Origin of the sequence: Alcaligenes sp. 13f, assembly GCF_020496585.1 — a bacterium.
GTDB classification, from domain to species: domain Bacteria; phylum Pseudomonadota; class Gammaproteobacteria; order Burkholderiales; family Burkholderiaceae_B; genus Alcaligenes; species Alcaligenes phenolicus.
In genome coordinates, this window is record NZ_JAHKKC010000003.1 from 129,818 (window position 1) to 150,720 (window position 20,903).

Here is a 20,903-nt window from a genome sequence, read left to right on the forward strand (position 1 = left end):
TCTATTTTTTTTAAGTGTTCTTGTTCAATTCGCCCAGTTCCCAGAAAACGCTGGTCATGATGTCCAGTCCCTCTTGGATAATGGGAGTCAGCATGTGCTCATTGGGAGCGTGCTGAGAGCAGCCGGGGTAGGAGTGTGGCACCCAGATCGTGGGCAGACCCAGTACATCGGCAAAAATATCGTTGGGTACAGTTCCTGCCAAATTCGGGATCACGGCAATTTTCTGATCCGTCACTTTGCTGATCGCAGCCTTGATCAAGGCGATCCACTTATTGCCCAGATCCAGCCTGGTGGCAGGCATGATCTGGCCCATATGAATACGCACCTGCTCGAAGCCATGCGCATCAAGGTGCTGGCGCAAAGTGCTTTCCAAGTCCTCTATCTGCGTTCCCAGCACAAAACGCAAATTGCAAAAAGCCTGAGCACGAGGCGGGATAGCATTGATTGGTTTTTGCGGATTCCCGGCATCCAGTGCCAGCACTTCCAAGGTGTTCCAGCCGAACAGACGTTCGCCGTAGCTAAGGCCCGGTTCGCCCCAATGCTCATTTAAGGCCAGCCCCAAGGTATGCTGACCAATCTCCAAATCTGCAATGGCAGCCAGCACGTCCTCCGGTATGGGGCCTGGCGTCAGTTCGCGACACAACAGTTGTCCTTGAGGCCCCACCAGACAGGCCAGAGCATTGGCCAGCACCACCGCGGGGTTTTCCATCACCCCGCCCCAATTGCCCGAGTGCAGCCCCCCTTCACGCGAAATCACCTCCAGCGAGAACAGCACAGTGCCACGCGAGCCCAAGAACAAGGTCGGCTGATTGGCGTTCAAGCGCGGGCCGTCCGAGGCCAGAAACAGATCAGCCGACAAGCTCTGTGCATGTTGCTCGCAAAACTCGCGCAAACCGACCGAGCCACGCTCTTCACCCGTCTCAAAGATGGCTTTGAGGTTGAAACCCAAACGCCCATCGCGAGCTTGAATGACCTGTTCCAGCGCGGCCAGATTGATGCTGTGTTGGCCTTTATTGTCCGCCGTCCCCCGGCCATACCAACGCTCCCCTTCGATCTTCAATTCCCAAGGCGCCAGGCCTTCACGCCATTGATGGTCATGTCCGGGCACCACGTCGCCATGCCCATAGGTCAGAATCGTGGGTAGCTCATCGGATTCATGTCGGTGAGCCAGAAGGATGGGGCCTGCCCCTTTGGGATTGGCCAGGATACGGACCTCAAACCCCAGTTTCACCAAGGAAGGGCCCAGCTCCTGATCCAGGTAGAGCTGCAATTGATCCGCTTTCTCCGCAGTCTGGCTGTCACTTTGAATCGCCACACGACGGCGCAAGTCCTGCTCGAAACCGCCCTCCTCAAAATAGGCGCGCACCCTGGACAAGGCTTTACTTTTTCCCATTTTTGTCTCGTTGTCTTATTGATAGGAAAGAGGACTATAGAATCCGTCTTACCTTCTGTATATTTCTATCTTTAGAATAGAATGAGCTAATTTTTAGAACTCAAAACACAAAGCCCAGACCCGAGACAAACAAGCAAAGCCATGGATTACAAATACTTTCTGGCCGTGATGAAAACAGGCTCACTGGCGGCAGCCAGCGCAAGGCTGCATATTGCCCCTAGTGCAATCAGCCGCCAAATCAGCTTGCTGGAGGAGTCCATTGGGGTGGCGCTGTTTGAGCGCAGGCGACGAGGAATGGTACTGACTGCAGCAGGTCAGGCCCTGGCCGAACACGCCTTGCGCGTGCGGCTGGAAGAAGAAGCCATCGTACAAAGTCTGCGTCAAAACGACTATGCCCAGGCCCATTTAATTCGGGTGGCAGCCACCGAGGGGTTAGCCCGCTACTTTTTACCCATGGTCATGGCAGAGTTTTCCAACCGAACGCCATTGGCACGGTTTGTATTGAAAGTGAGCTCGCCCAATGATTGTGTGGATATGGTTCGAAACGGAGAGGTTGATATAGGGGCTATTTTCAGCACCGCCCCGGTACCCGATGTGGAAGTGAACTACTCCTGCCGCTCACCCATTTTTGCCGTCATGCAAGCACAACACCCTTTAGCCACGGCAAGCAAGCTGTCCTTGAACGAACTACAACCCTATCCCATCGTGATGCCCGGCGAGGAGCTTACCCAAAAGCAACTCTTTAACCACGTTTGCCAGATGGAAAAGCTGGTCTTTAACGAAGTCTTTACCTGCAACTACTCGGGGGTGTTACACGAGTTCGTCAGACGCACCAATGCCATCGCCTTGGGAGCGTCAATCAGCCATCGCAGCAGCCTGGACCATGGATTGAAAATTGTTCCTGTGCGGGACTCCCGACTGGATCGAGACTTGCAGATTTTAAGCATGGCCAAGCGGGTCTTGCCACAAAGCGTCAGTGACTTTTTAAAGGCCTTGATTCAGGATCTGAAGGCCGCTTGAAATCAAGGCAAATTCTCCCTGAACACCACAATGCTGTTCATGGGCTTGAGCTTCAAGCCCGACTCTCCCCCCTCCGCCATGTGCCGGGCTGCCGTCAACATGCGCACACAGTTCAGGATCGACTGCTGCGGGTCCTGCATGATGATGGCATCCAAGGTGCCATCGATCAGCAAGGCACGCACATCAGAGGTCAGCCCATGGCCGACAAAGATAATTTTCTTGTCTCGTCGTGCCTCTTTCAACGCCCGCGCCACTCCTTCAGGGGCGCCGCCAATATTGTAGATACCCAGCAAATCCGCATGCTGCTCAAGCAACAGCCGCGTCTGCCGGTAATTGCTTTCTGCATCGTCATGCCCTTCGCGCAAGCCAATCACCCGATCTGCCCAGCCTTTTTCCTGCATTAGCTGCAAGAAACCGGACTCACGATCACAGTGGGCGCGGTAGCACAGACTGCCTGCAATCAAGGCGAAGCTGCCCGACTGCCCGCCCCCAAGACGGCTAAGTAGATAGGCTGCCAGACGGCCGGTTGCCACATTGTCCAAGCCTACGTAGCCAAAGCGCGTCGAGGCCGACAAATCGGAAATCAAAGTCACTACCGGAATACCATCGTGAACCAAGGTATCGACCGCTTCGCGCACCACCGGATGCTCCAGCGCCATAAATACCACGCCATCGGTGCGGCCGCGCAAGCCCAGCAGCGCATGGGCCAGGGACTCGTGATCAAAGCCGTTAAAGACTTCGGTATGGCAATCCACATTGAAAGGCTGCAACTGCGTCTGTGAGTAGTCGATGGCATCCCCAAACATATGGATCACGCGATTGCTGCCGGCAGGCAATAAAAACGTGATGCGCATGGGCTTGAGGCAACGGTCGGCGCTGAACTCGGCATCGCTGATGTAGTTCAGTTTGCGGGCCGCTTTAAGCACATGCTGGACCGTGCCGGGACGCACGCCGGGACGCCGGTTCAAGACCCGGTCCACCGTCGCGGTAGAGACGCCCGCCAAACGGGCAATATCGCTGATTTTAGGGATTTTATTAGTCAATCAAAAACCATCATTGGATTGGCTGGACAGGCTTTAAGTGGCTTCTATACCATACAAAAAGGCTAGTGCAACAACACAGCAAAAAACATCATAAAAACATGTAAACCATAGGGAGACAAGACCTGCAGCATTCGGGAGTCAGCACGCTCTGATTCTGTTTGATGACGTAGGTTCCACCCGTCCAGCCATGACTTATACCTTTGACTTTTCCAGCGTGCTGCTTCAGTGGCCGCAACTGCTGCAAGGGGCCTGGATGACAATCAAATTGTCCGTTCCGGCTACCGTGCTCGGTTTTATCGCCGGCACTTTTCTGGCCATTGGTCGTCGCAGTTCATCCCGCCTGATTGCCCGCCTTTGCGGTTTCTACGTGGAGATCATTCGCAATACGCCGCTGCTGGTACAGATCTTCCTGGTCTTTTTCGGTTTGGCCACCCTGGGCTGGAAAGTCAGTGCCTTTGGCGCAGCTCTGGCCGCTTTGGTCATCAATGTGGCGGCATATACCTGCGAGATCATGCGCGCCGGCATGGACTCCATTCACAAAGGACAGCTGGAAGCCGCCGAATGCCTGGGTCTGACTCGTGCCCAAACCTATTGGCATGTCATTTTGCTGCCTGCGCTGGAGCGTGTGTACCCGTCCTTGTGCAGCCAGTATGTGTTGCTGATGCTGGCATCCTCGGTGACCTCGCAGATTTCAGTGGAGGAGTTGACGGCCATGGCCAACCATATTCAGGCCGAGACCTTCCGCCCTTTCGAGGCCTACATTCTGGTTGCCGTCCTGTACCTGGCCCTGTCCTTGCTGATGCGACTGGTCCTGTGGCTAAGCGGACAGCTGGTTTTTTCTCGTCAGCGTGCGCTGCGCGGCCGGAGTTAAGCCATGTTCACAAGCGGATTCAATGCCAATCACCTGAACTTCCTGTTGGAAGGCGCTTTGTGGACGGTCGTACTGTCGCTGATTTCCTTTATTGGAGGTGGGTTAGGCGGTGCCCTGGTAGCCCTGGCCCGTATCAGCGCATGGCGCCCCCTGCGCTATCTGGCCATTGCTTACATTCAGATCATTCAAGGCACTCCCTTGCTGGTGATTCTGTTCCTGTCTTATTTCGGGCTCAGCATCATGGGACTGACCCTGCCGCCACTGGTAGCAGCCGGGCTGTCCATGACGATTTACGTCAGTGCCTACCTGGGTGAAATCTGGCGCGGGAGCATCCAGTCCGTGGCCCGAACCCAATGGGAAGCCGCTGAATGTCTGGCCCTATCCCGCTGGCAACGACTGTATCTGGTGATTCTGCCCCAGGCTGTGCGCATTGCCACGCCGCCCACCGTCGGTTTCATGGTGCAAATTATCAAGAACACTTCGCTGGCATCCATTGTGGGCTTTGTGGAGTTGGTACGAGCCGGCCAATTGATCAATAACTCGATCTTCCAGCCCTTCCTGATCTACGTGCTGATTGCAGCCCTGTATTTCGCCCTGTGCTATCCCTTGTCGGCCTGGAGCCGCCGCCTGGAGATGCGCCTGCATTTTGCTCATCGCCCAGTGCAGAAATAAGTTCGGATCGCCAAGGAGTTTTTATGTCTATCGTTGTTGAACTCAAAGACGTCTACAAAAGTTTTGGCAGCAATGCCGTCCTGAATGGCGTGTCCTTTGCCATTCCCAAAGGTCAGGTAACCGCCATTATCGGACGCAGCGGGTCAGGCAAAAGTACCGCCCTGCGCTGCATAGACCGGCTGGAGATCATTGATCGCGGCCAGATCGAAGTGTGCGGCCATCAAGTCCACGACCCGGATGTCTGCCTGCGCTCGCTACGGACCGATGTTGGCATCGTCTTCCAGAGCTACAACCTGTTCCCGCATTTAACAGTAGAACGCAACATCATGCTGGCTCCGCAAGTCGTTCGTGGCCGCAGCCGTGAGGAGGCTCGCGCCATTTGCCGACGCACCCTGGAGCAAGTGGGGCTGTCCGACAAGGCCCAGGCCTATCCGGAACAGTTATCAGGTGGTCAGCAACAGCGCGTTGCCATCGCCCGCTCCCTGGCCATGGAACCCAAAGTCATGCTGTTTGACGAGGTGACCTCTGCGCTGGACCCGCAACTGACCGGCGAAGTTTTGCGTGTCATTGAAAGCCTGGCGGCCGATGGCATGACCATGGTCCTGGTCACACACGAAATGGAGTTTGCTGCCCGCGTAGCCGATGTGGTGATTTTCATGCACCAGGGGCGTGTCTGGGAAACCGGCCCCGGCGACATGCTGCGCAATCCCCAAACCCCGGAGCTGCAAGCCTTTCTGGCTCACGGTCTGTAAAGATTCTTCCCTAGCACCATAACAATATCCTGACGGAGACTGCACCATGACACTCTCGACCCTCCTGCGTGCCACCATCCTGGCCCTGGGCCTGACTGGCTTGTCCGCCGCTGCCAGCGCCAATGCGCTGGACGACATCAAGGCCTCCAAAAAGATCCGCGTCGGTATCGACCTGGGCGCACCCTTTTATGGCTATATCGACGACAAAATGCAGGCTGTAGGCTCGGATGTGGAAGCCGCCCGCTTGCTGGCCCAGGATCTGGGCGTAGAACTGGAAATCGTGCAGACCACCAACTCCGCCCGCATTCCCAATCTGCTGTCCAACAAGGCCGATTTGATTATCTCTTCACTGTCGATTACGCCTGAACGTGCCAAGGCCGTGGACTTTTCCATTCCCTACGGTGCTATTCAAGCAGCCGTTGGCGCTCCCAAAGATGTGGACATCAAGGGCATGGAAGATCTGGTAGGCAAGCGTGTCGCCGTAACCCGTGGCGGCCCTCAGGACAAGCTCATCAGTGAGCGGGCACCACAAGCCAATCTGGTGCGCTTTGATGATGAGGCTGCCTCGATTACCGCCGCTGCCAGCGGTCAGACCGACATTGTGGCGATCACGCCACCCATTATCAAAGCCATTGCCGACCGCAATCCCTCGCGCCCCTTCGAGGTCAAGTTCGTGATCGAGTCCTACAAGCTGGGCATTGCCATGCGCCAGAACGAGCCTGAACTGAAAGGCTGGGTGGACGAATGGATCAAGACAAATCTGCAGAACGGTAAGCTCAATGAAATCCATCTGAAATATGCCGGTGTGCCTATCCCCGACGAAATCGTCCAGGGCGCTGGCCAATAATTCTTAGCCGGGCCACAAGCCCGGCCTCTCTCCCTATTGATAACCCTCCGACGGCAGCGCTCCAAGTCTGCCGCGGGACTGGCTGCGCCTTCGCTCAGCTGATTTACCCCTTCAGGAATTATGTATGAGTACCTTATTTGGTGAAATCCGCCAGCTTGGCTATGTGGTGCGTGATATCGAAGCCGCCATGGACTACTGGAGTCGCCAACTGGGTGTAGGCCCCTGGTACTACAACCCCAAAGTCGGCATCAAGAATTACCAGTACCGAGGCGAATCCTACGAACCGCATAACTCGGTCGCCCTGGCCAATTCCGGTTTTGTGCAAGTGGAACTGATTCAATGCCGCAACGATGTTCCTTCGATGTACCGGGACTTTCTGCAAGCCGGCCAGCTGGGTTTGCAACACGTCGCCTACTGGACAGAAAACTACGATGCGGACCTGCAACGCGCGCTGGACCATGGCTTGAACGTTGTCATGAGCGGCGAGGTTGGCGAGCGCGGCCGTTTTTGCTATTTCGATACCGAGTTTCATCCCGGTGCCGTCATTGAGCTATCCGAGGTGGCGGGCCCCAAAGGCAAGATGTTCTCCATGATCCGTGCCGCCTCCGAGAACTGGGACGGCCAGGACCCCGTACGTCCCTTCCCTGACCTGAGCACGCTATAGGTCGTACACAGCATGAGCACTGACACTTTTCTGGCCCGTTACCTGATCGAAACTCCCCTGCCGCCCGAGCAGGTTGCCGAGGTAATCGCTGGCGAACAGTCCTGCGGCACATTTACCCGTGTTGCAGGGGAAACCGAAGAGCTGCGCAAGCGTGCACGAGCGACAGTCGAACGCGTGCAACGGCTGGAGAGCATCGCGCAGCCCAGCTTATCCAATACCTTGCTGGAACGAAGGGGCATCTCTGGACCCTATCAGCGAGCCTTGGTCGATATACGGTTTCCTATCGCCAACATCGGCGCCAATCTACCCACACTGGCTGCATGCGTTACAGGCAACCTGTTTGATCTGGGCGAGGTAACGGGCCTGCGGTTGGAAGCGCTGGAGTTGCCCGCTTCCTATCGCCGCCAGTTCGAGATGCCTGCTGTTGGTATCGACGGCACCCGCTCCCGTACCGGCGTTGTCCGCAACGCCATGGTTGGCACCATCATCAAACCCAGCGTGGGCTTGCGTACTGACGACGTGGTACAGCTGGTACGAACCTTGTGCAATGCCGGAGTAGATTTCATCAAGGACGATGAAGTCTGCGCTGACCCGACCCACTCGCCTTTGCATGAGCGCATTCCCGCTGTCATGGAAGTGATCCGCGCTCATGAAGAGCGCAGCGGCAAGCATGTAATGTTTGCTTTCAACATTACCGACGAAACCGATGCCATGAAACGCCACGCCGATCTGGTCGAGCGCGAAGGCGGCAGTTGCGTCATGGTCAGCCAGAACTGGGTAGGCTATTCCGCGCTGCAAACTCTGCGCCGTCATACCGGCCTGGCCTTGCATGCACATCGCAATGGCTACGGAGCCTTGTCGCGTCACCCTTTGCTGGGAATTTCTGTCAGTGCCTATCAAACCCTGTGGCGTCTGGCCGGAGCAGACCATATTCACGTACACGGACTGCAGGGGAAATTTGCACAAGCCGATCAGGAAGTGCGTGAAGCCATTGGGCATTGTCTGCATCGTCTGGACGACCAGCACGATGATCGCGTCCTTCCCGTGGTGTCTTCCGGACAATGGGCGGGAACCGTGGAAGCAACTTGGCAGGCGGCAAACAGTACTGATGTGCTGTTCATGGCAGGTGGCGGCATTCTGGCTCACCCGGCCGGAGCGCATGCAGGAGTGCTGAGTCTGCAACAGGCTTGGCAAGCAGCAGATCAGGGAATCAGCGTGCAAGAACAGGCCAGAACCTGCAATGAGCTGGCCCAGGCGCTGGAGTTTTTTGGCCCGAAAATGGCCTGATCGGAAATACCTCATGACTGTATTACGCCCCGAATATGTCTGGTATGGCGATGACTTCACCGGAGCCAGCGATACCTTGGCGACCTTAAGCCAGAGCGGAGTACGTGCCATCCTGCTCTTGCAAGCCCCCAGCCCCCATCACCTGAAAAGGCTGCAAGGACTGGAAGCCATAGGGCTGGCGGGGGCGACCCGCTCGCTGGATTGCGAGCAAATCCGCAACAGCTTGAAGGGCGTCACCCCTTTTCTGGCCTCCATGCAGCCCAAGCTATTGCATTACAAGATTTGCTCAACCTTCGATAGCAGTCCTGAAATCGGCAATATTGCGATTGCTTTGGAGTGCTTGCGCCCGCTGGCTCAGGTCGCTGTCAGCCCTGTACTGGGGGGACAAATCAATCTGGGACGCTACTGCGTTTTTGCCACCCTATTCGCGCAGGCTGGACAAGACGGACAGGTCTACCGGATTGATCGACACCCTACGATGGGATCACACCCTGTCACGCCCATGCACGAAGCAGATTTACTGCTTCATCTGCAAGCACAGGGGTTAAAAAACGTGTTCTCTCTGCCGTGGACCGAATATCAGAAGACGGACTACGAAGTGAACAAGCAAAGCAAACAATGGCAAGAGCAAGCAGCAGAACACGGGCATCAGCATCCTCTGCTGGACATTGCTTGTGAGGCCGATATTGCACAGGCTGGTGCGCTGCTTAAAGTGCTCAGCCAAAACGGAACCGTGTTAACTGCCGGCTCCAGCAGCGTGGCACAAGCTTATTTAAGCCAACGGCCTGATACTTTCGCCCAACCCGTTACGGGACTACACGCCAGTACACAGCCGGTGCTGATTCTGGTGGGAAGTCAGTCGCCCATCACTGCACAGCAGGTCGCCCGTTGCCAGCAAGCAGACATCTTTGAGCTTGACCCGTACGAACTGCATCACAGCCCAAGCTATGTCACCAAGCTGCACGCAACGGTCATTAACAATGTGCGCAAAGGACGTCATACCTTGCTGCAAACAAAGCCTGCAAACCAGGGCCCAAGCCGCCCCACCCTGCCTACACAACTCGTGGCAGAAGACAGCGCGCAGTTTTTACGTCATCTGGTCAAACAGTTGCGATTAGAGCACCGTTTGTCACGCCTCTGTATCGCGGGCGGCGACACGTCCAGCTTAAGCACCCAGGCATTGGGTATTTGGGGCCTGAGTTATCTGGACTTAGTCAGCCCAGGCGTAGCCGCCTGCATCTGCCATGGGGACGATGAGATTGATGGGCTGGAGCTGGTGCTTAAAGGTGGGCAAATGGGGCCAGCGGATTTCTTCGATCGGGTGATTGAAGGCACATCGTACTGAGACGGATCGCAACAGCGTATACAGCCCCCGTCAGATCGGTATACCCGACCTTTCTCATCCTCAAAAAGGCGGCTCCCCCCAGTTTTTTGGACACACAAAACAAAAAGCCGATCATCTTGCGATGATCGGCTTTTTGAGGAATTTGTGGTGCCCAGGAGAGGACTCGAACCTCCACACCCGAAGGCACATGGACCTGAACCATGCGCGTCTACCAATTCCGCCACCTGGGCTCTGACTGCTGGATTTGTTTTTCAACTCGTCTCTGCAAGACAGAAGAGAACTATAACATGATTTTGAAAGAGTGCAAACTATTTCTGCTTTTTTTCATGCCTGACAGAAATAAGCGCAGCCCTTGCACTTCATAAGAATCGCTTTTATGCTTATTGCTATATCAAGAGTTGGGGCAACCCATGCCAACCTGTGTACCCGCACAAGGTGGATTCAAGATATGGCCATCTGGCAATCAATGGGATCATCAAGACACGAACCCGCTGCCAGCGGGTTTTTTTATGCTTGGTTGTTTCCAGGCAAAGGGTCCTTTAATCCAACTTGCTCACCCGGAAGTCCCTTCCAAGAGCTAAACAGGAGTGTTTCATGTCTGCACCGTTTTGCTACCACCTGACTTTAGAGCAGCACCACTACCGCATTGTCCTGCACCCCGGTTGTTCCCGGCTGGCCGTCGTGTGCGAAGTGCTTGCTGACAAGGTCGGAGATTACGAGCCGCGCTGGCTGGGTTCCAGTTGTCGCGGTGGCTACTGGGCCCGCTTCCAGCACGATATTGACAGCACCTTGTTGCTGAACATGGATGCCATTGCCCGCCTGATTGACGAACACCGTCTGGCTCATCCCAATACGGTGCTGGATACAGATTTACAGCCCGTGTTGAACGTGGGCGGACGCTTGCGCGCCCAGCCCTACCCTCAGCAAAAAGCCGCTTAGTCCAGACGTGGGGCATCCTCGCCCTGATCGCCTTGACGCCAATAGCTGCTGGCCCGAATCGCGCCTTTATCCAGGCCGCGTTCTTGCACCCAGTACTCACGCAAGCTTTGAGCGATGGAATATTCTGCTGCGACCCACACATAGCCGGTGCCGCTCAACTCGGGTGCGGCACGCAATGCGTCCAGAATGCCATTCAAACCGGCCAGCGAAGGAATCCAGTTCACCGTGACATGGTCCGGTGCCTCCATCGCACCAACTGTCAGCAGATTACGTGCCAATACGTAAACCTGCACCTTCACATTGGAAGGCAGTTCTTTCACTCGTCGCGCCATGGCAGGCACAGCGGTTTCGTCGCCAATCAGAACTTGCCAGTCCAAGTCCTTGCTGACCAGGAAGGAGCCACGCGGACCGGCCACACCCAGCTTGTCACCCTCTTTAGCTTGCATGGCCCATTGGCATGCCGGGCCTTCACCGTGGACCACAAAATCAATATCCATCTCCTTTTCCTGCTCGCGGAACTCGCGAGGAGTGTAGTCGCGGATAGGTGGCTTTTCCTGACCGGCGGCAAAGACCATGCCACGCTCGCCCATTTGAGGCAGTCGCAATTCTTTAGTGACAAGGTCCGGGAAAATCAGTTTGACGTGGTCATCAAAACCAGGGGTATAAAAACCTTCCAGATCCGAGCCTTCCAGGGTGATGCGCACCATATCAGGCCCCAGTTCGCGCCGCTTTTTTACGGTCAGCAAACGCAACTTCAAGGTATGAGCAACTTTCTGCGTTAATTGTTCAGACTGCATTCTTAAGACTCCTTGGGCAAGTTCCGTATGTCAGCGATGGCTTTTTCCAAAATGGCCACCACCTCTGCCTGTCGTTCCAGACTGGCTGTCGATTGTTCAAACATGGCCTGCTTCAGGCTGTGGCGTACCTGGACGAACTCCGGCAACCAACCTGTTTGTTCCTGCGCGGCCTTCAAATCCTCGTCGCTATTGTGTTCGGCCAGCATCTGCCGTATCCACACCAGCTTGCGCCCGCGATAGGTCAGGGACTGCATCAGGTAATCGCACTTTTCTTTTTGCTCTTCCAGATACGTGTGCCCTTCCTTGGTCAGGCTGTACATCTTGCGACGGCCTTCTTCTTCAATCAGCACCCAGCCTTGCGTGGCGCAATACGCCAGGGCGGGATAGACCGCACCAGCGCTGGGTACATAGCTGTTCTGGCTAAGCTGCGCGAAACGGCGTATCAACTGATAACCGTGAGTACTGCCCTCTTTGAGCAGGGCCATCAGCATGAGCTGCATGGCCCGAGCAGAGTATTTTCGGCCTTGGCCCATATCCAGCAGCATCCGCTCGACATCCATTGTGTTGAATTTCATGTCCATACTCTTATGCTATATCACATGACACACTATAATGATAATGAGAATGCCAATCAACTAGAAATTGAAATTAAATTTATTGAGTGGAAAATGCTTGCTTTCCCAAGGAAACTCACTCTATAATTGAATGCTTGAGACGGGCAGCAGCCTTGATCAAAAGCCCAGGTGGCGGAATTGGTAGACGCGCATGGTTCAGGTCCATGTGCCTTCGGGTGTGGAGGTTCGAGTCCTCTCCTGGGCACCACAAATTCCTCAAAAAGCCGATCATCGCAAGATGATCGGCTTTTTGTTTTTTCCGTCTGAAAGCAAGCAGCTTGAACCCCTGTTTGAAGACGAGGAAGTCAGATACGTAGATCCAATCAGTGTTGATATGACCGGGCCTCTCTTCCAGAAGTACGACCTTCCGAAAAATCAAACTCCTTTTGGACTGAAGGCAGACGTATTCAAAACACCTCCCTGACTTACCGAAGAACAATCAGCCATAAAAAAAGCCGAAACAGCATGAGCACTGTTTCGGCTTTTTTGATTCTGGCGGTCTTACAGCAAGCTATTTCGTTGCCCCGCCCTCTTTACCATCACTCCAAGGCGCGATGACGACGCTGCCAGAAAGGCTGCGCCGCGTAGCGTTGCTCCATGCCATACAGAGCATGTTGCGAATTCAGGTGACGCACCAAACCCAACAAATAGTCTTTCTCATAAGCACGAGCCGGCTCGGGATTGCCTTTTGTCAGAGCTACAGCAGCCTGTGCCGATTGTGATCCGCTCCACAGGGCCGTTGCCAGGCCATTGGCGGCCAGGGGGTCCATGGCCGCGCCTGCATCACCAGCACGCAAGATGCGGCCTTCCACGAAGTAAGACACGGTGCAGCTAGCGGCAGCGCTGACTTTAGGAGCGTGATCAGCCATCTGACTATCCAAGCCCAGGCTTTCCATACGCACTCGTGCCGCATCGGCACAGCCCAGCAAACCGGCCCAGACCGAACCATCTCGACTCAAACCATCGGGCAAAAGATCCGAGTCCGAAAACAAGGCCACCATCAAGCGATGACCCGGCATGGGGGACAAGTACCACCACCCCAACTCGACGGCTTCTACCAGGGATGCAGCCAAGGGTTCTGCCCCTTCAGGCAGGTCAAAGACGTGCCAGGCAGCGACCAGTCTATCCAGACGATGACGCTGGGCGGCCGCTCCGGTGGACAAGGCGGCACGACCCGTACAATCGATCAAGGCAGCAGCTTCCAGGCTGCTACCATCTGCCAGCCTGGCAACCACACCTTCAGGCTGGTGCTCCAGGCCCAGAACTCGTGTCTGGCGAATACTGACCTTCGCTTCTTTTTGTACACGCTCAAGCAGCACCTGTTCCAGACGGGCCTTGTCCAGCAGGTAGCCCTGCCCGTCTTCATCCTGCACGGTGCGCAGTCCTGCGCTACCCCATACCGAAAAACGCCCTTGTGAACGCAAGGCTACCGTCTCATCCAGACAGCCTGCCCAGCCCAGGCTGGTCAAGACCACGGCCCCACGTTCGGACAAGGTCTCACCAAACGAGGGCTGGGGCTCCTGAGGAGCCACCAGCGTTACTTCCTGACCTTGCATACTCAGGCGACGCGCCGCCGCTAAGCCCGCCACACCGGCGCCAACAACAATAATCATGCCTTCATCCTCAGGTTCCCGTCTGCTTTGTCAGCGGGACAATGTCCATGGAACCGCGTTGTACTTCCACATACAGCTCGGGCGGAACTCCCGCCAGCCCGACTGGCCCCGGACGTTTTACCACGACTCCCATACGGGTCCAAACTTTTGCTGTGGCAGCGCGGACAAGGCCTGCACAGCCTGTTTAATTGTGGAAAAAACGAATCATGTTTTACAAAATGCGCGGCAGGGAAAACAGCATGACCCAGCCTCCCAGGACCAGATACGGACCAAAGTGAATGGCCTGCCCGGCTTGCAAACGCCCACCAAGGCGCAAGACCAGAGCCGCCAGCAAGCCCAATACCGATGCCGCCAGAAGAATTCCCGGCAAGGCGGTGGCCCCCAGCCACGCTCCCAACGCGGCCAGTAATTTGAAGTCGCCATAGCCCATGCCTGCACGCCCGGTCAGCAACAAGAACACATGGTTTAACAGCCACAGCAAGCTGTAGCCCAATGCCGCGCCAATCACCGCCAAGGGCAAGCTGCTAAAGGTGTAATCCAGATTGACCAGCAAGCCCAGCCACAGCAAGGGCAAAGTGAGACGATCAGGTAGATAGCCGGTTTCCGCGTCAATCCAGGCCAAGAGAGCAGTACCGGCGATAAACACACAGGCCGCCACTGCTGCAGGCGTCAACTGCCAGCGCCAACCGGCCCACAACATCAGGACCAGGGCCAGACTCTGGCATACCCATCCCCATTGACGATGAGCACGCGGCGAACGCCCGTCCAACTCAGGCTCCAGCTCTACAGGCAGGCTCCAGGACAGGTGTCGGGCTGGCCAGAAAAAACAGACCGCCAAGATCAGGGCAATTCCCATCCCCGCCCAGGCATTGCCCCACGACGTCCACATCATATTGATCCTTCACCAGATTGATAAACGCGCGCTGGCACAAGCCACGCTGCCCAAATCCTAGCAGAGCCTTGCGTGCTTTTGATGACGTAAGTATTTTTTGCTCCAGGTAGAGAAAGCCGGACGGTGGCATTTTTTTGTTACCCGAATGACAGACAGAGCCCCACAAGGCTAGGCATAATGCGCTTCAACCCTTTGTTTCGCTTACGGATGAATAAGGAAGCGCTATGAACCACTTTGTGCCCCACGCTGCGCGTACGCCTCGCCTGCGCTTTTTGACCGGCGCCTTGCTCCTGGTCTGGATGGGCTCGGCAGCCAGCACCGCCTGGGCCCAGCAGATCGAGTCCATTACCTTATCCAGTGCCGGTATGGCCGAGATCGAGCGACAAATCCCCGTCTCTGACACCGGTACCGCTCAGTTGCGTGTGCCCCTGACCCAGGTCGATGACATTCTGAAAACCCTGATGGCCGTCGATGGCAAGAACCGCATCGACTCCCTGACCTTGTCGGGTCTGGCCCCACTGAAAGAAAGCTTTGACAGCCTGCCCTTCTCGGCCAAAGACCTGCGCTCGCCCGCCACCCTGGCACAAGCGCTGCGCGGCCAGCAAGTCAGCGCCAGCTCGCAAGGCCGCCTGGTGCGGGGTGCCGTCCTGGGGGTGCAAGCTACTGCGGCCACCAAGGAACATCCCGCCCAGGCCATCTTGAGCGTGCTGACAGAACAGGGCCAGATCCAGACCCTGGAATTGGGCCCGGACACCAGCCTGGAAGTACTGGACAAGACCTTGCAACAGCAATTGCAGCAGGCCACCGAAGTGCTGGCCGGTCAAAGCAATCAGCAGTCGCGTGATATTCAACTGGTATTGAACAAGACCGACGCCAAGACAGCCCGCCTGTCCTACCTGATTCCTGCACCGGTATGGAAAAGCTCCTATCGCCTGATGATGCAGGACGGCAAAGCCCGCCTGCAGGCCTGGGCCATTTTTGAGAACACCAGCGGTGAGGACTGGAAAGATGTGAAGGTCACGCTAAGCTCGGGCTCGCCTGTGATGCTGCGCCAGCGTCTGCTGGAGCGTTACTGGAACGAGCGCCCTGAACTGCCGGTGGCGGTAGGCAGCTCCATCGCGCCGCAAGCTGACACCCAGGCTACTGTCAGCGCAAATCACGCCCGCAAAGCAGCAGGTGAGGCCATGCGTGCTCGCATGGCTCCAGCCGCACCCGCTCCCATCATGATGGAAAGCGCCGCCTATGCGGCCGATGGCAACATGGCCAAACAGTGGGCTTCGGGCGGCGCTGGCGCCAGCACCCAGGCACAGGAAGGTCAGACTCAAGTGCGCTTTAGCCTGCCACAAACGCTAAGCGTACCCACCGGCCAGACGGTTTCGGTGCCCTTTATCGACACATCGCTGCAGGCCGAGTCCCTCTCGGTTTACCGCAGCGGCCAAGCTGGCGACTATCCCACAGCCGCCATTTGGGTGAAGAACGAACAGGCCAATAGCCTGCCGCCCGGCATTATTACCGTCTTTAATGAACAGGACGGTCACGTGGGTGATGCAGAGCTGGCCGGTCTGCCTGCTGGCGAGCAGCGTTTGATCTACTTTGCCCAAGACAGCAAAGTTCAAATCCGCGAAGAGCAAACGGATGAATACCGCCTGAGCAAAACCCGTGTGACTGATGGCGTTGCCCGTTCGGAATGGACGCGTTTGCAGAACTTCCGCTACGAGATCAAGGCTCCGGCCGATGAAGATCGCACGGTGCTGATCCAGTTGCCTCGTCAGGATGGCTGGACCTTCAAGTCCGACGCCCATGATAGCGACACCGCCCAGGAGCACCGCCTGAAAGTGAAAGTTGCCAAGGGCAAGACGGTCACCGTCACGGCCCAGCTGAGCCTGCAAGACCATATGGAATTGCGCCTGGAAGAAATCGACGAAAACATGCTGCTGCAGTGGCGTGGAAACGGCCAGGACAGCGCGCAACAAGCCAGGATGGACAAGCTGATCGAGCTGCGTCGTCAGCTGAGTCAGGCCCAGCAAGCGCAGAATCAGGCCGTTGAGGCCCTGAACGAAACCGTGACTGAACAGGAACGCATCCGCGCCAACCTGGCTGCCGTCAGTGCACAAAGCACCTTGGGTCAGCGTTTCAGCGAGCAACTGGCCCAGCAGGAAGACCAGATTGCCAGCCAGCGCAAAGCCGTTCAGGAACAGCGCGACGCTGTACAGAAGGCCCGTCAGGCTTTTGAGAAAGGTCTGGCCGAACTGGCTTGATCCTGGCCTTATGCAGGTGCAGGCAGCTCGGCCTGCACCTGCTCCAGAAACGCGCGTATGGCATGGCCCTGCGCGCGTTCTTTCAAGCAATACACAAACTCGCTCAAATGAGCCGAGACATCACTGAGTGGCACACTGATAATGTCCGGATGCGCAGGCACTTCACGCAAGGGCAGCAAACTGGCCCCCATGCCGCACACCACTCCCCACCCTATCGCCTCCCGACTCCCTATCTCCAGCAACTGCGTCGGCTCCTGCCCCGCCTGCCGGAACACTTGATAGCATAGCTCCCGTGTCATGGACCCGGGCTCACGCATCAGAATGGGATGGCGGCACAGGTCCACAATACGCACACGCTGCCGGTTAGCCAAAGGATGATCCACTCGCAGCACGGCCACCAAGGGATCAGAAGCCAGCAGCAGACGCACCAGACGCGGATCATCAACCAGCGCCGAGGACGCAATTACATCAAGTTGATAGTCATGCAAGGCACTCAAGACCCGTTGCGAATTATCAATGCTCAAACGCATCTTCACGCCGGGATAAGCCTGATGGAAATTCCGTAATACAGCCATGATGTAATACGGCCCGGTCGCGCCCACTCGCAACATGCCACTTTTCAGATCGCGCAGATCACGCAAACTGAAATCGATCTGGGCAGCTTGCTGCATCAGTTGCTCGACTTGGGGCAAGAGGCGTTCCCCTTGCTGGCTTAAGTACACCCCCTTGCCTTGCCTATAGAACAGCTCCACGCCATAGCGGGTTTCCAGCTGTCGCAGATGCGAGGTCACGGTGGGCTGGCTGATCCCCAATTGCTGGGCAGCCTTGGTAATGGAGCCACAATGAGCCGTGGCGTGAAAGGACTTCAGTTCCAGAGCCAGCATGCTGCCGCTCTCCTCGGGGAAGAATCAAAGCCCAAATTATCCGATGCTCGTATTACAGAAATTAGTTGTACTGTCATAGTGCCGCCATATCCGACTCCCATACTGACGTTCATGACATTCATGACAAGTCGGAACCCAGGATGAGCGCCAAGCCCGCATTTTTAACCATACAAGGACTGCACAAGCAGTTCGGCTCCTTTACCGCCCTGGACCAGGTCAGCCTGGATATACAAGCCGGTGAACTGGTGTGTTTGCTGGGCCCCTCGGGCTGTGGCAAAACCACCTTGCTGCGATGCATTGCCGGGCTGCAACAAGCCGATCAAGGCATCATCGTGATGGCGGGCCGTGACATTACTCACCTGCCCCCTCAACAGCGTGATTACGGCATCCTGTTTCAGTCCTACGCCCTGTTCCCCAACCTGACCGTGGCCCAGAATATTGCCTACGGCCTGTCGCCCCGCAAGAACCTGGCCACCCAAGTGCGTCAACGCGTCTCCGAGATGCTGGATCTGGTCGGCCTGTCCGGTTCGGAAAACAAGTACCCGGCACAACTGTCGGGCGGTCAGCAGCAGCGTGTGGCCCTGGCTCGTGCACTGGCCCCCTCACCCTCCTTGCTCTTGCTGGACGAACCCATGTCGGCGTTGGATGCCCAGGTGCGCGAGCGGCTGCGTATCGAGCTGCGTGCGCTGCAAAAGCAACTGTCCATCACCACCTTGATGGTGACGCACGATCAGGAAGAAGCCATGGTCATGGCGGACCGTATCGCCGTGATGGAAAAAGGCCGACTGGTGCAATTTGATCGCCCCCAGGCTTTGTACCGAGCCCCCTCTGATCCCTTTGTGGCGGGCTTTATCGGTGAAGCCAACTGGCTGCCCTTTTCGCCCTTGCACGATTGCTCGGTGCTGGTCGAGCGCGTTCGTCTGGACTTGGGTCAGGAAGCGCCTACTGCAGCAGGACGTCTTTTCATCCGCCCTGAAAACATTCGGGTACTGGATAACAGCAGCCCGGCCACCACGACCAATACCTTTTTGGCCGACATCGTGGACGGCGTGTTTTTGGGCCGTCACTACAAGCTGATTCTGCGCCCCGAAGGCATGGACGGGCTCACTGTCCAGGCCATCGTCAACCCCGAACAAGGGGATCGCTTGCTTGACCCCTTGGCCGCACGTCGCTGCCGCATTCAGCTTCCCAGCGAGGCGCTGCATGCCCACCATTGATTCCACACCACAGCCTGGCGCGGCGTCCCTGCGCTCCACCAGCCTGTATGGCCTGCCCGTTGCTGAAACTAGCGTGAAGAACCATCCCCTGACCCGTCCCGTTTTGCCTGTCTGGATAGGCTCGGCGGCACGACGCGCCTTATTGATTGCCCTTTTTGCCCTGCTGGTCCTGTTCCTGGCCCTGCCCATGCTGTTCATCTTGCTGCGCGCCATTCAGGACGACGACGGGCAACTGGTGGGTTTGGGTCAGTTCTGGTCGGTGATCAGCGCCCCGGGCTTCATGCCCATGGTGGGCCGCAGCATTCTGGTGGGCGTGACCACCTTGCTGATCGTGATCCCCGTTGCCTACGCGTTCGCCTTTGCCCTGCAACGCTGCTGCATACGCGGTGCCGGACTATTTCGTGCGCTGGGCCTTTTGCCCTTGCTGGCCCCATCGCTGATGCCAGGCCTGTCCCTGATCTACCTGTTTGGCAATCAAGGTTTGCTGCGTCACTGGTTGGGCGGTGAAACGATTTATGGTTTCTGGGGCATTGTGCTGGGCGAAGCCTTCTACACCTTCCCCCACGCCCTGATGATTCTCAGTACCGGTCTGGCCCTGGCCGATGCTCGTCTGTATGACGCTGCCCGCGCCATGGGTGCCAACTCCTGGCGTCGCTTCCTGACGGTAACCCTGCCCGCCAGCCGCTATGCCGTTTTTTCCGCCGCATGCCTGGTCTTTACGCTGACCGTCACCGACTTTGGTGTGCCCAAAGTGGTGGGCGGTTCCTACAACGTGCTGGCCATGGAAGCCTATAAAGCCGTGGTCGGTCAGTTGCAGTTTTCCAAAGGCGCGGCCATTGGCGTGCTGCTGCTGATTCCCGCTGTGCTGACCTTCTTTCTGGACCGTCATCTGCGTGCTCGTGCCAGCGGTCAGGCTCAAGGCTCGCTCAGTGCCTACTCGCCTCTGCCACACCGTCAGCGCGACCGTTACTTCACTCTCGTTCTGGTACTGGTATCCCTGGCCATTCTGAGCATTGTGTGCATGGCGGTGTGGGCGTCCCTGATCAAGTTCTGGCCTTACAACCTGAGCCTGTCCCTGAAGTCCTACGACTTCAACAATATGGACGGTGGCGGCTGGCTGGCCTGGCGCAACAGCCTGACCATGGCCTTGTTTACCGCCATTCTGGGTTCGGCCCTGATCTTTCTGGGCGCCTGGGTGCTGGAGAAACTGCCTGCCCGTGGTCAGTCCGAAAAAGGCTTGTACGGCATGCTGCAAATGCTGGCGCTGGCCCCCATGGCCATTCCCGGTCTGGTGCTGGGCCTGGGCTACATCTTCTTTTTCAACCACCCCAACAATCCCTTGTCCGGTCTGTACGGCTCCATGAGCTTGCTGGTCCTGTGTACGGTAATTCACCTGTACACCAGTGCCCATCTGAACTTTGTGACGGCCCTGAAAGCCATTCCTGGCGAGCTGGAAGCCGCTGCCGCCTCCCTGAAGGCTCCGCGTCTGTCCACCTTGATGGGTGTCACCGTGCCGCTGTGCCTGCCTGCCTTGCTGTCGGTGGCGCGCTACCTGTTCGTCTCGGCCATGACCACCGTGTCTGCCGTCGTGTTTCTGTACAGCCCGCAAACCGTGTTGGCCTCGGTAGCGGTCATGAATATGGACGACGCCGGCTTTATCGGCCCGGCCGCCGCCATGTGCACGGTCATCATGCTCAGCTCCGGCTTTGTCTGCGTCCTGGTTCATGTTCTGAGCCGCGCTTCCTTGCGCCGCAGCCAGGCCTGGCGCTCCCCTTCTTCTCTTTCTCCAACCTGA

General features: G+C 56.9%; 20 protein-coding genes, 2 tRNA genes and 1 riboswitch. Of the genes, 14 read left to right on the forward strand and 8 right to left on the reverse strand.

The window, feature by feature from the left end:
• Window positions 1–10: 10 nt before the first annotated feature.
• A complete protein-coding gene (locus KOE80_RS03330) occupies window positions 11–1,393 on the reverse strand; it encodes a M20 family metallopeptidase (protein WP_226348356.1) in 1,383 nt (460 codons plus the stop codon).
• Between the two features lie 141 nt (window positions 1,394–1,534).
• On the opposite strand from KOE80_RS03330, the gene KOE80_RS03335 reads away from it, so the two are divergent.
• Complete coding sequence (locus tag KOE80_RS03335; protein ID WP_060185215.1) at window positions 1,535–2,413, forward strand: LysR family transcriptional regulator; 879 nt, start codon at window positions 1,535–1,537, stop codon at window positions 2,411–2,413.
• A gap of 2 nt (window positions 2,414–2,415) precedes the next feature.
• On the opposite strand, the gene KOE80_RS03340 is transcribed toward KOE80_RS03335, so the two are convergent.
• Window positions 2,416–3,456, reverse strand: a complete 1,041-nt coding sequence (locus KOE80_RS03340) for a LacI family DNA-binding transcriptional regulator (protein WP_226348357.1) — start codon at window positions 3,454–3,456, stop codon at window positions 2,416–2,418.
• A gap of 187 nt (window positions 3,457–3,643) precedes the next feature.
• On the opposite strand from KOE80_RS03340, the gene KOE80_RS03345 reads away from it, so the two are divergent.
• The 7 genes from KOE80_RS03345 (at window position 3,644) to KOE80_RS03375 (ending at window position 9,894) form a co-directional block, all read left to right on the forward strand.
• A complete protein-coding gene (locus tag KOE80_RS03345) occupies window positions 3,644–4,327 on the forward strand; it encodes an amino acid ABC transporter permease (RefSeq protein ID WP_035272365.1) in 684 nt (227 codons plus the stop codon).
• A gap of 3 nt (window positions 4,328–4,330) precedes the next feature.
• Window positions 4,331–4,999 (forward strand): amino acid ABC transporter permease, encoded by a 669-nt coding sequence (locus KOE80_RS03350; RefSeq protein ID WP_035272363.1) that lies wholly within the window; start codon window positions 4,331–4,333, stop codon window positions 4,997–4,999.
• Window positions 5,000–5,022: 23 nt separating this feature from the next.
• On the forward strand, window positions 5,023–5,751 hold the full coding sequence (locus tag KOE80_RS03355; protein ID WP_035272361.1) for an amino acid ABC transporter ATP-binding protein: 729 nt from the start codon (window positions 5,023–5,025) through the stop codon (window positions 5,749–5,751).
• A gap of 46 nt (window positions 5,752–5,797) precedes the next feature.
• A complete protein-coding gene (locus KOE80_RS03360; RefSeq protein ID WP_226348358.1) occupies window positions 5,798–6,598 on the forward strand; it encodes a transporter substrate-binding domain-containing protein in 801 nt (266 codons plus the stop codon).
• A 124-nt stretch (window positions 6,599–6,722) separates the two neighbouring features.
• Window positions 6,723–7,262: a VOC family protein gene (locus tag KOE80_RS03365; RefSeq protein ID WP_060185219.1), complete on the forward strand. Its 540-nt coding sequence runs from the start codon at window positions 6,723–6,725 to the stop codon at window positions 7,260–7,262.
• Between the two features lie 12 nt (window positions 7,263–7,274).
• The gene (locus KOE80_RS03370; RefSeq protein WP_226348359.1) at window positions 7,275–8,549 is read left to right on the forward strand and encodes a RuBisCO large subunit C-terminal-like domain-containing protein; all 1,275 of its coding nucleotides are present in this window, start codon (window positions 7,275–7,277) and stop codon (window positions 8,547–8,549) included.
• 13 nt (window positions 8,550–8,562) lie between these two features.
• A complete protein-coding gene (locus KOE80_RS03375) occupies window positions 8,563–9,894 on the forward strand; it encodes a four-carbon acid sugar kinase family protein (RefSeq protein WP_226348360.1) in 1,332 nt (443 codons plus the stop codon).
• Between the two features lie 145 nt (window positions 9,895–10,039).
• Here the strand turns inward: KOE80_RS03375 and KOE80_RS03380 are convergent.
• Window positions 10,040–10,124, reverse strand: a tRNA-Leu gene (locus tag KOE80_RS03380).
• Between the two features lie 153 nt (window positions 10,125–10,277).
• A riboswitch (SAM-I-IV-variant riboswitch) is annotated at window positions 10,278–10,371 on the forward strand.
• Window positions 10,372–10,488: 117 nt separating this feature from the next.
• Here KOE80_RS03380 and KOE80_RS03385 point away from each other — a divergent pair.
• Window positions 10,489–10,833 (forward strand): hypothetical protein, encoded by a 345-nt coding sequence (locus KOE80_RS03385; RefSeq protein ID WP_060185222.1) that lies wholly within the window; start codon window positions 10,489–10,491, stop codon window positions 10,831–10,833.
• Here KOE80_RS03385 and KOE80_RS03390 read toward each other — a convergent pair.
• Both KOE80_RS03390 and KOE80_RS03395 read right to left on the reverse strand, forming a co-directional pair.
• Window positions 10,830–11,630 (reverse strand): siderophore-interacting protein, encoded by an 801-nt coding sequence (locus tag KOE80_RS03390; protein ID WP_226348361.1) that lies wholly within the window; start codon window positions 11,628–11,630, stop codon window positions 10,830–10,832. The genes KOE80_RS03385 and KOE80_RS03390 overlap by 4 nt on opposite strands.
• Window positions 11,631–11,632: 2 nt before the next feature.
• Entirely contained in the window at window positions 11,633–12,205 is a 573-nt protein-coding gene (locus tag KOE80_RS03395; RefSeq protein WP_022983141.1) for a PadR family transcriptional regulator, read from the reverse strand.
• A 162-nt stretch (window positions 12,206–12,367) separates the two neighbouring features.
• Here KOE80_RS03395 and KOE80_RS03400 point away from each other — a divergent pair.
• Together KOE80_RS03400 and KOE80_RS03405 are read left to right on the forward strand one after the other, a co-directional pair.
• A tRNA-Leu gene (locus tag KOE80_RS03400) sits at window positions 12,368–12,452 on the forward strand.
• On the forward strand, window positions 12,423–12,668 hold the full coding sequence (locus tag KOE80_RS03405; RefSeq protein WP_226348362.1) for a hypothetical protein: 246 nt from the start codon (window positions 12,423–12,425) through the stop codon (window positions 12,666–12,668). Before KOE80_RS03400 ends, KOE80_RS03405 begins: the two co-directional genes overlap by 30 nt.
• A gap of 115 nt (window positions 12,669–12,783) precedes the next feature.
• Here KOE80_RS03405 and KOE80_RS03410 read toward each other — a convergent pair whose 3' ends face one another.
• Together KOE80_RS03410 and KOE80_RS03415 are read right to left on the reverse strand one after the other, a co-directional pair.
• Complete coding sequence (locus KOE80_RS03410) at window positions 12,784–13,857, reverse strand: NAD(P)/FAD-dependent oxidoreductase (RefSeq protein WP_226348363.1); 1,074 nt, start codon at window positions 13,855–13,857, stop codon at window positions 12,784–12,786.
• Between the two features lie 211 nt (window positions 13,858–14,068).
• Window positions 14,069–14,749, reverse strand: a complete 681-nt coding sequence (locus KOE80_RS03415) for a prepilin peptidase (protein ID WP_404831205.1) — start codon at window positions 14,747–14,749, stop codon at window positions 14,069–14,071.
• A 224-nt stretch (window positions 14,750–14,973) separates the two neighbouring features.
• Between KOE80_RS03415 and KOE80_RS03420 the strand changes: the two genes are divergently transcribed.
• Window positions 14,974–17,007, forward strand: a complete 2,034-nt coding sequence (locus KOE80_RS03420) for a DUF4139 domain-containing protein (protein ID WP_226348364.1) — start codon at window positions 14,974–14,976, stop codon at window positions 17,005–17,007.
• Between the two features lie 8 nt (window positions 17,008–17,015).
• Here KOE80_RS03420 and KOE80_RS03425 read toward each other — a convergent pair whose 3' ends face one another.
• On the reverse strand, window positions 17,016–17,891 hold the full coding sequence (locus KOE80_RS03425) for a LysR substrate-binding domain-containing protein (RefSeq protein ID WP_083053390.1): 876 nt from the start codon (window positions 17,889–17,891) through the stop codon (window positions 17,016–17,018).
• Window positions 17,892–18,031: 140 nt separating this feature from the next.
• Between KOE80_RS03425 and KOE80_RS03430 the strand changes: the two genes are divergently transcribed.
• Window positions 18,032–19,108 carry a putative 2-aminoethylphosphonate ABC transporter ATP-binding protein gene (locus tag KOE80_RS03430; RefSeq protein ID WP_115633823.1) on the forward strand — a complete coding sequence of 359 codons (1,077 nt, stop codon included), beginning with the start codon at window positions 18,032–18,034 and terminating at the stop codon, window positions 19,106–19,108.
• Window positions 19,095–20,903: a putative 2-aminoethylphosphonate ABC transporter permease subunit gene (locus tag KOE80_RS03435; RefSeq protein ID WP_226348365.1), complete on the forward strand. Its 1,809-nt coding sequence runs from the start codon at window positions 19,095–19,097 to the stop codon at window positions 20,901–20,903. The genes KOE80_RS03430 and KOE80_RS03435 overlap by 14 nt, the downstream gene beginning before the upstream one ends.

Bases quoted from the DNA above. Each gene is read 5' to 3' on its own strand.
- KOE80_RS03330 (WP_226348356.1), bottom strand. From the start codon at position 1,393: ATGGGAAAAAGTAAAGCCTTGTCCAGGGTGCGCGCCTATTTTGAGGAG.
- KOE80_RS03335 (WP_060185215.1), top strand. From the start codon at position 1,535: ATGGATTACAAATACTTTCTGGCCGTGATGAAAACAGGCTCACTGGCG.
- KOE80_RS03345 (WP_035272365.1), top strand. From the start codon at position 3,644: ATGACTTATACCTTTGACTTTTCCAGCGTGCTGCTTCAGTGGCCGCAA.
- KOE80_RS03350 (WP_035272363.1), top strand. From the start codon at position 4,331: ATGTTCACAAGCGGATTCAATGCCAATCACCTGAACTTCCTGTTGGAA.
- KOE80_RS03355 (WP_035272361.1), top strand. From the start codon at position 5,023: ATGTCTATCGTTGTTGAACTCAAAGACGTCTACAAAAGTTTTGGCAGC.
- KOE80_RS03360 (WP_226348358.1), top strand. From the start codon at position 5,798: ATGACACTCTCGACCCTCCTGCGTGCCACCATCCTGGCCCTGGGCCTG.
- KOE80_RS03365 (WP_060185219.1), top strand. From the start codon at position 6,723: ATGAGTACCTTATTTGGTGAAATCCGCCAGCTTGGCTATGTGGTGCGT.
- KOE80_RS03370 (WP_226348359.1), top strand. From the start codon at position 7,275: ATGAGCACTGACACTTTTCTGGCCCGTTACCTGATCGAAACTCCCCTG.
- KOE80_RS03375 (WP_226348360.1), top strand. From the start codon at position 8,563: ATGACTGTATTACGCCCCGAATATGTCTGGTATGGCGATGACTTCACC.
- KOE80_RS03385 (WP_060185222.1), top strand. From the start codon at position 10,489: ATGTCTGCACCGTTTTGCTACCACCTGACTTTAGAGCAGCACCACTAC.
- KOE80_RS03390 (WP_226348361.1), bottom strand. From the start codon at position 11,630: ATGCAGTCTGAACAATTAACGCAGAAAGTTGCTCATACCTTGAAGTTG.
- KOE80_RS03395 (WP_022983141.1), bottom strand. From the start codon at position 12,205: ATGAAATTCAACACAATGGATGTCGAGCGGATGCTGCTGGATATGGGC.
- KOE80_RS03410 (WP_226348363.1), bottom strand. From the start codon at position 13,857: ATGATTATTGTTGTTGGCGCCGGTGTGGCGGGCTTAGCGGCGGCGCGT.
- KOE80_RS03415 (WP_404831205.1), bottom strand. From the start codon at position 14,749: ATGATGTGGACGTCGTGGGGCAATGCCTGGGCGGGGATGGGAATTGCC.
- KOE80_RS03420 (WP_226348364.1), top strand. From the start codon at position 14,974: ATGAACCACTTTGTGCCCCACGCTGCGCGTACGCCTCGCCTGCGCTTT.
- KOE80_RS03425 (WP_083053390.1), bottom strand. From the start codon at position 17,891: ATGCTGGCTCTGGAACTGAAGTCCTTTCACGCCACGGCTCATTGTGGC.
- KOE80_RS03430 (WP_115633823.1), top strand. From the start codon at position 18,032: ATGAGCGCCAAGCCCGCATTTTTAACCATACAAGGACTGCACAAGCAG.
- KOE80_RS03435 (WP_226348365.1), top strand. From the start codon at position 19,095: ATGCCCACCATTGATTCCACACCACAGCCTGGCGCGGCGTCCCTGCGC.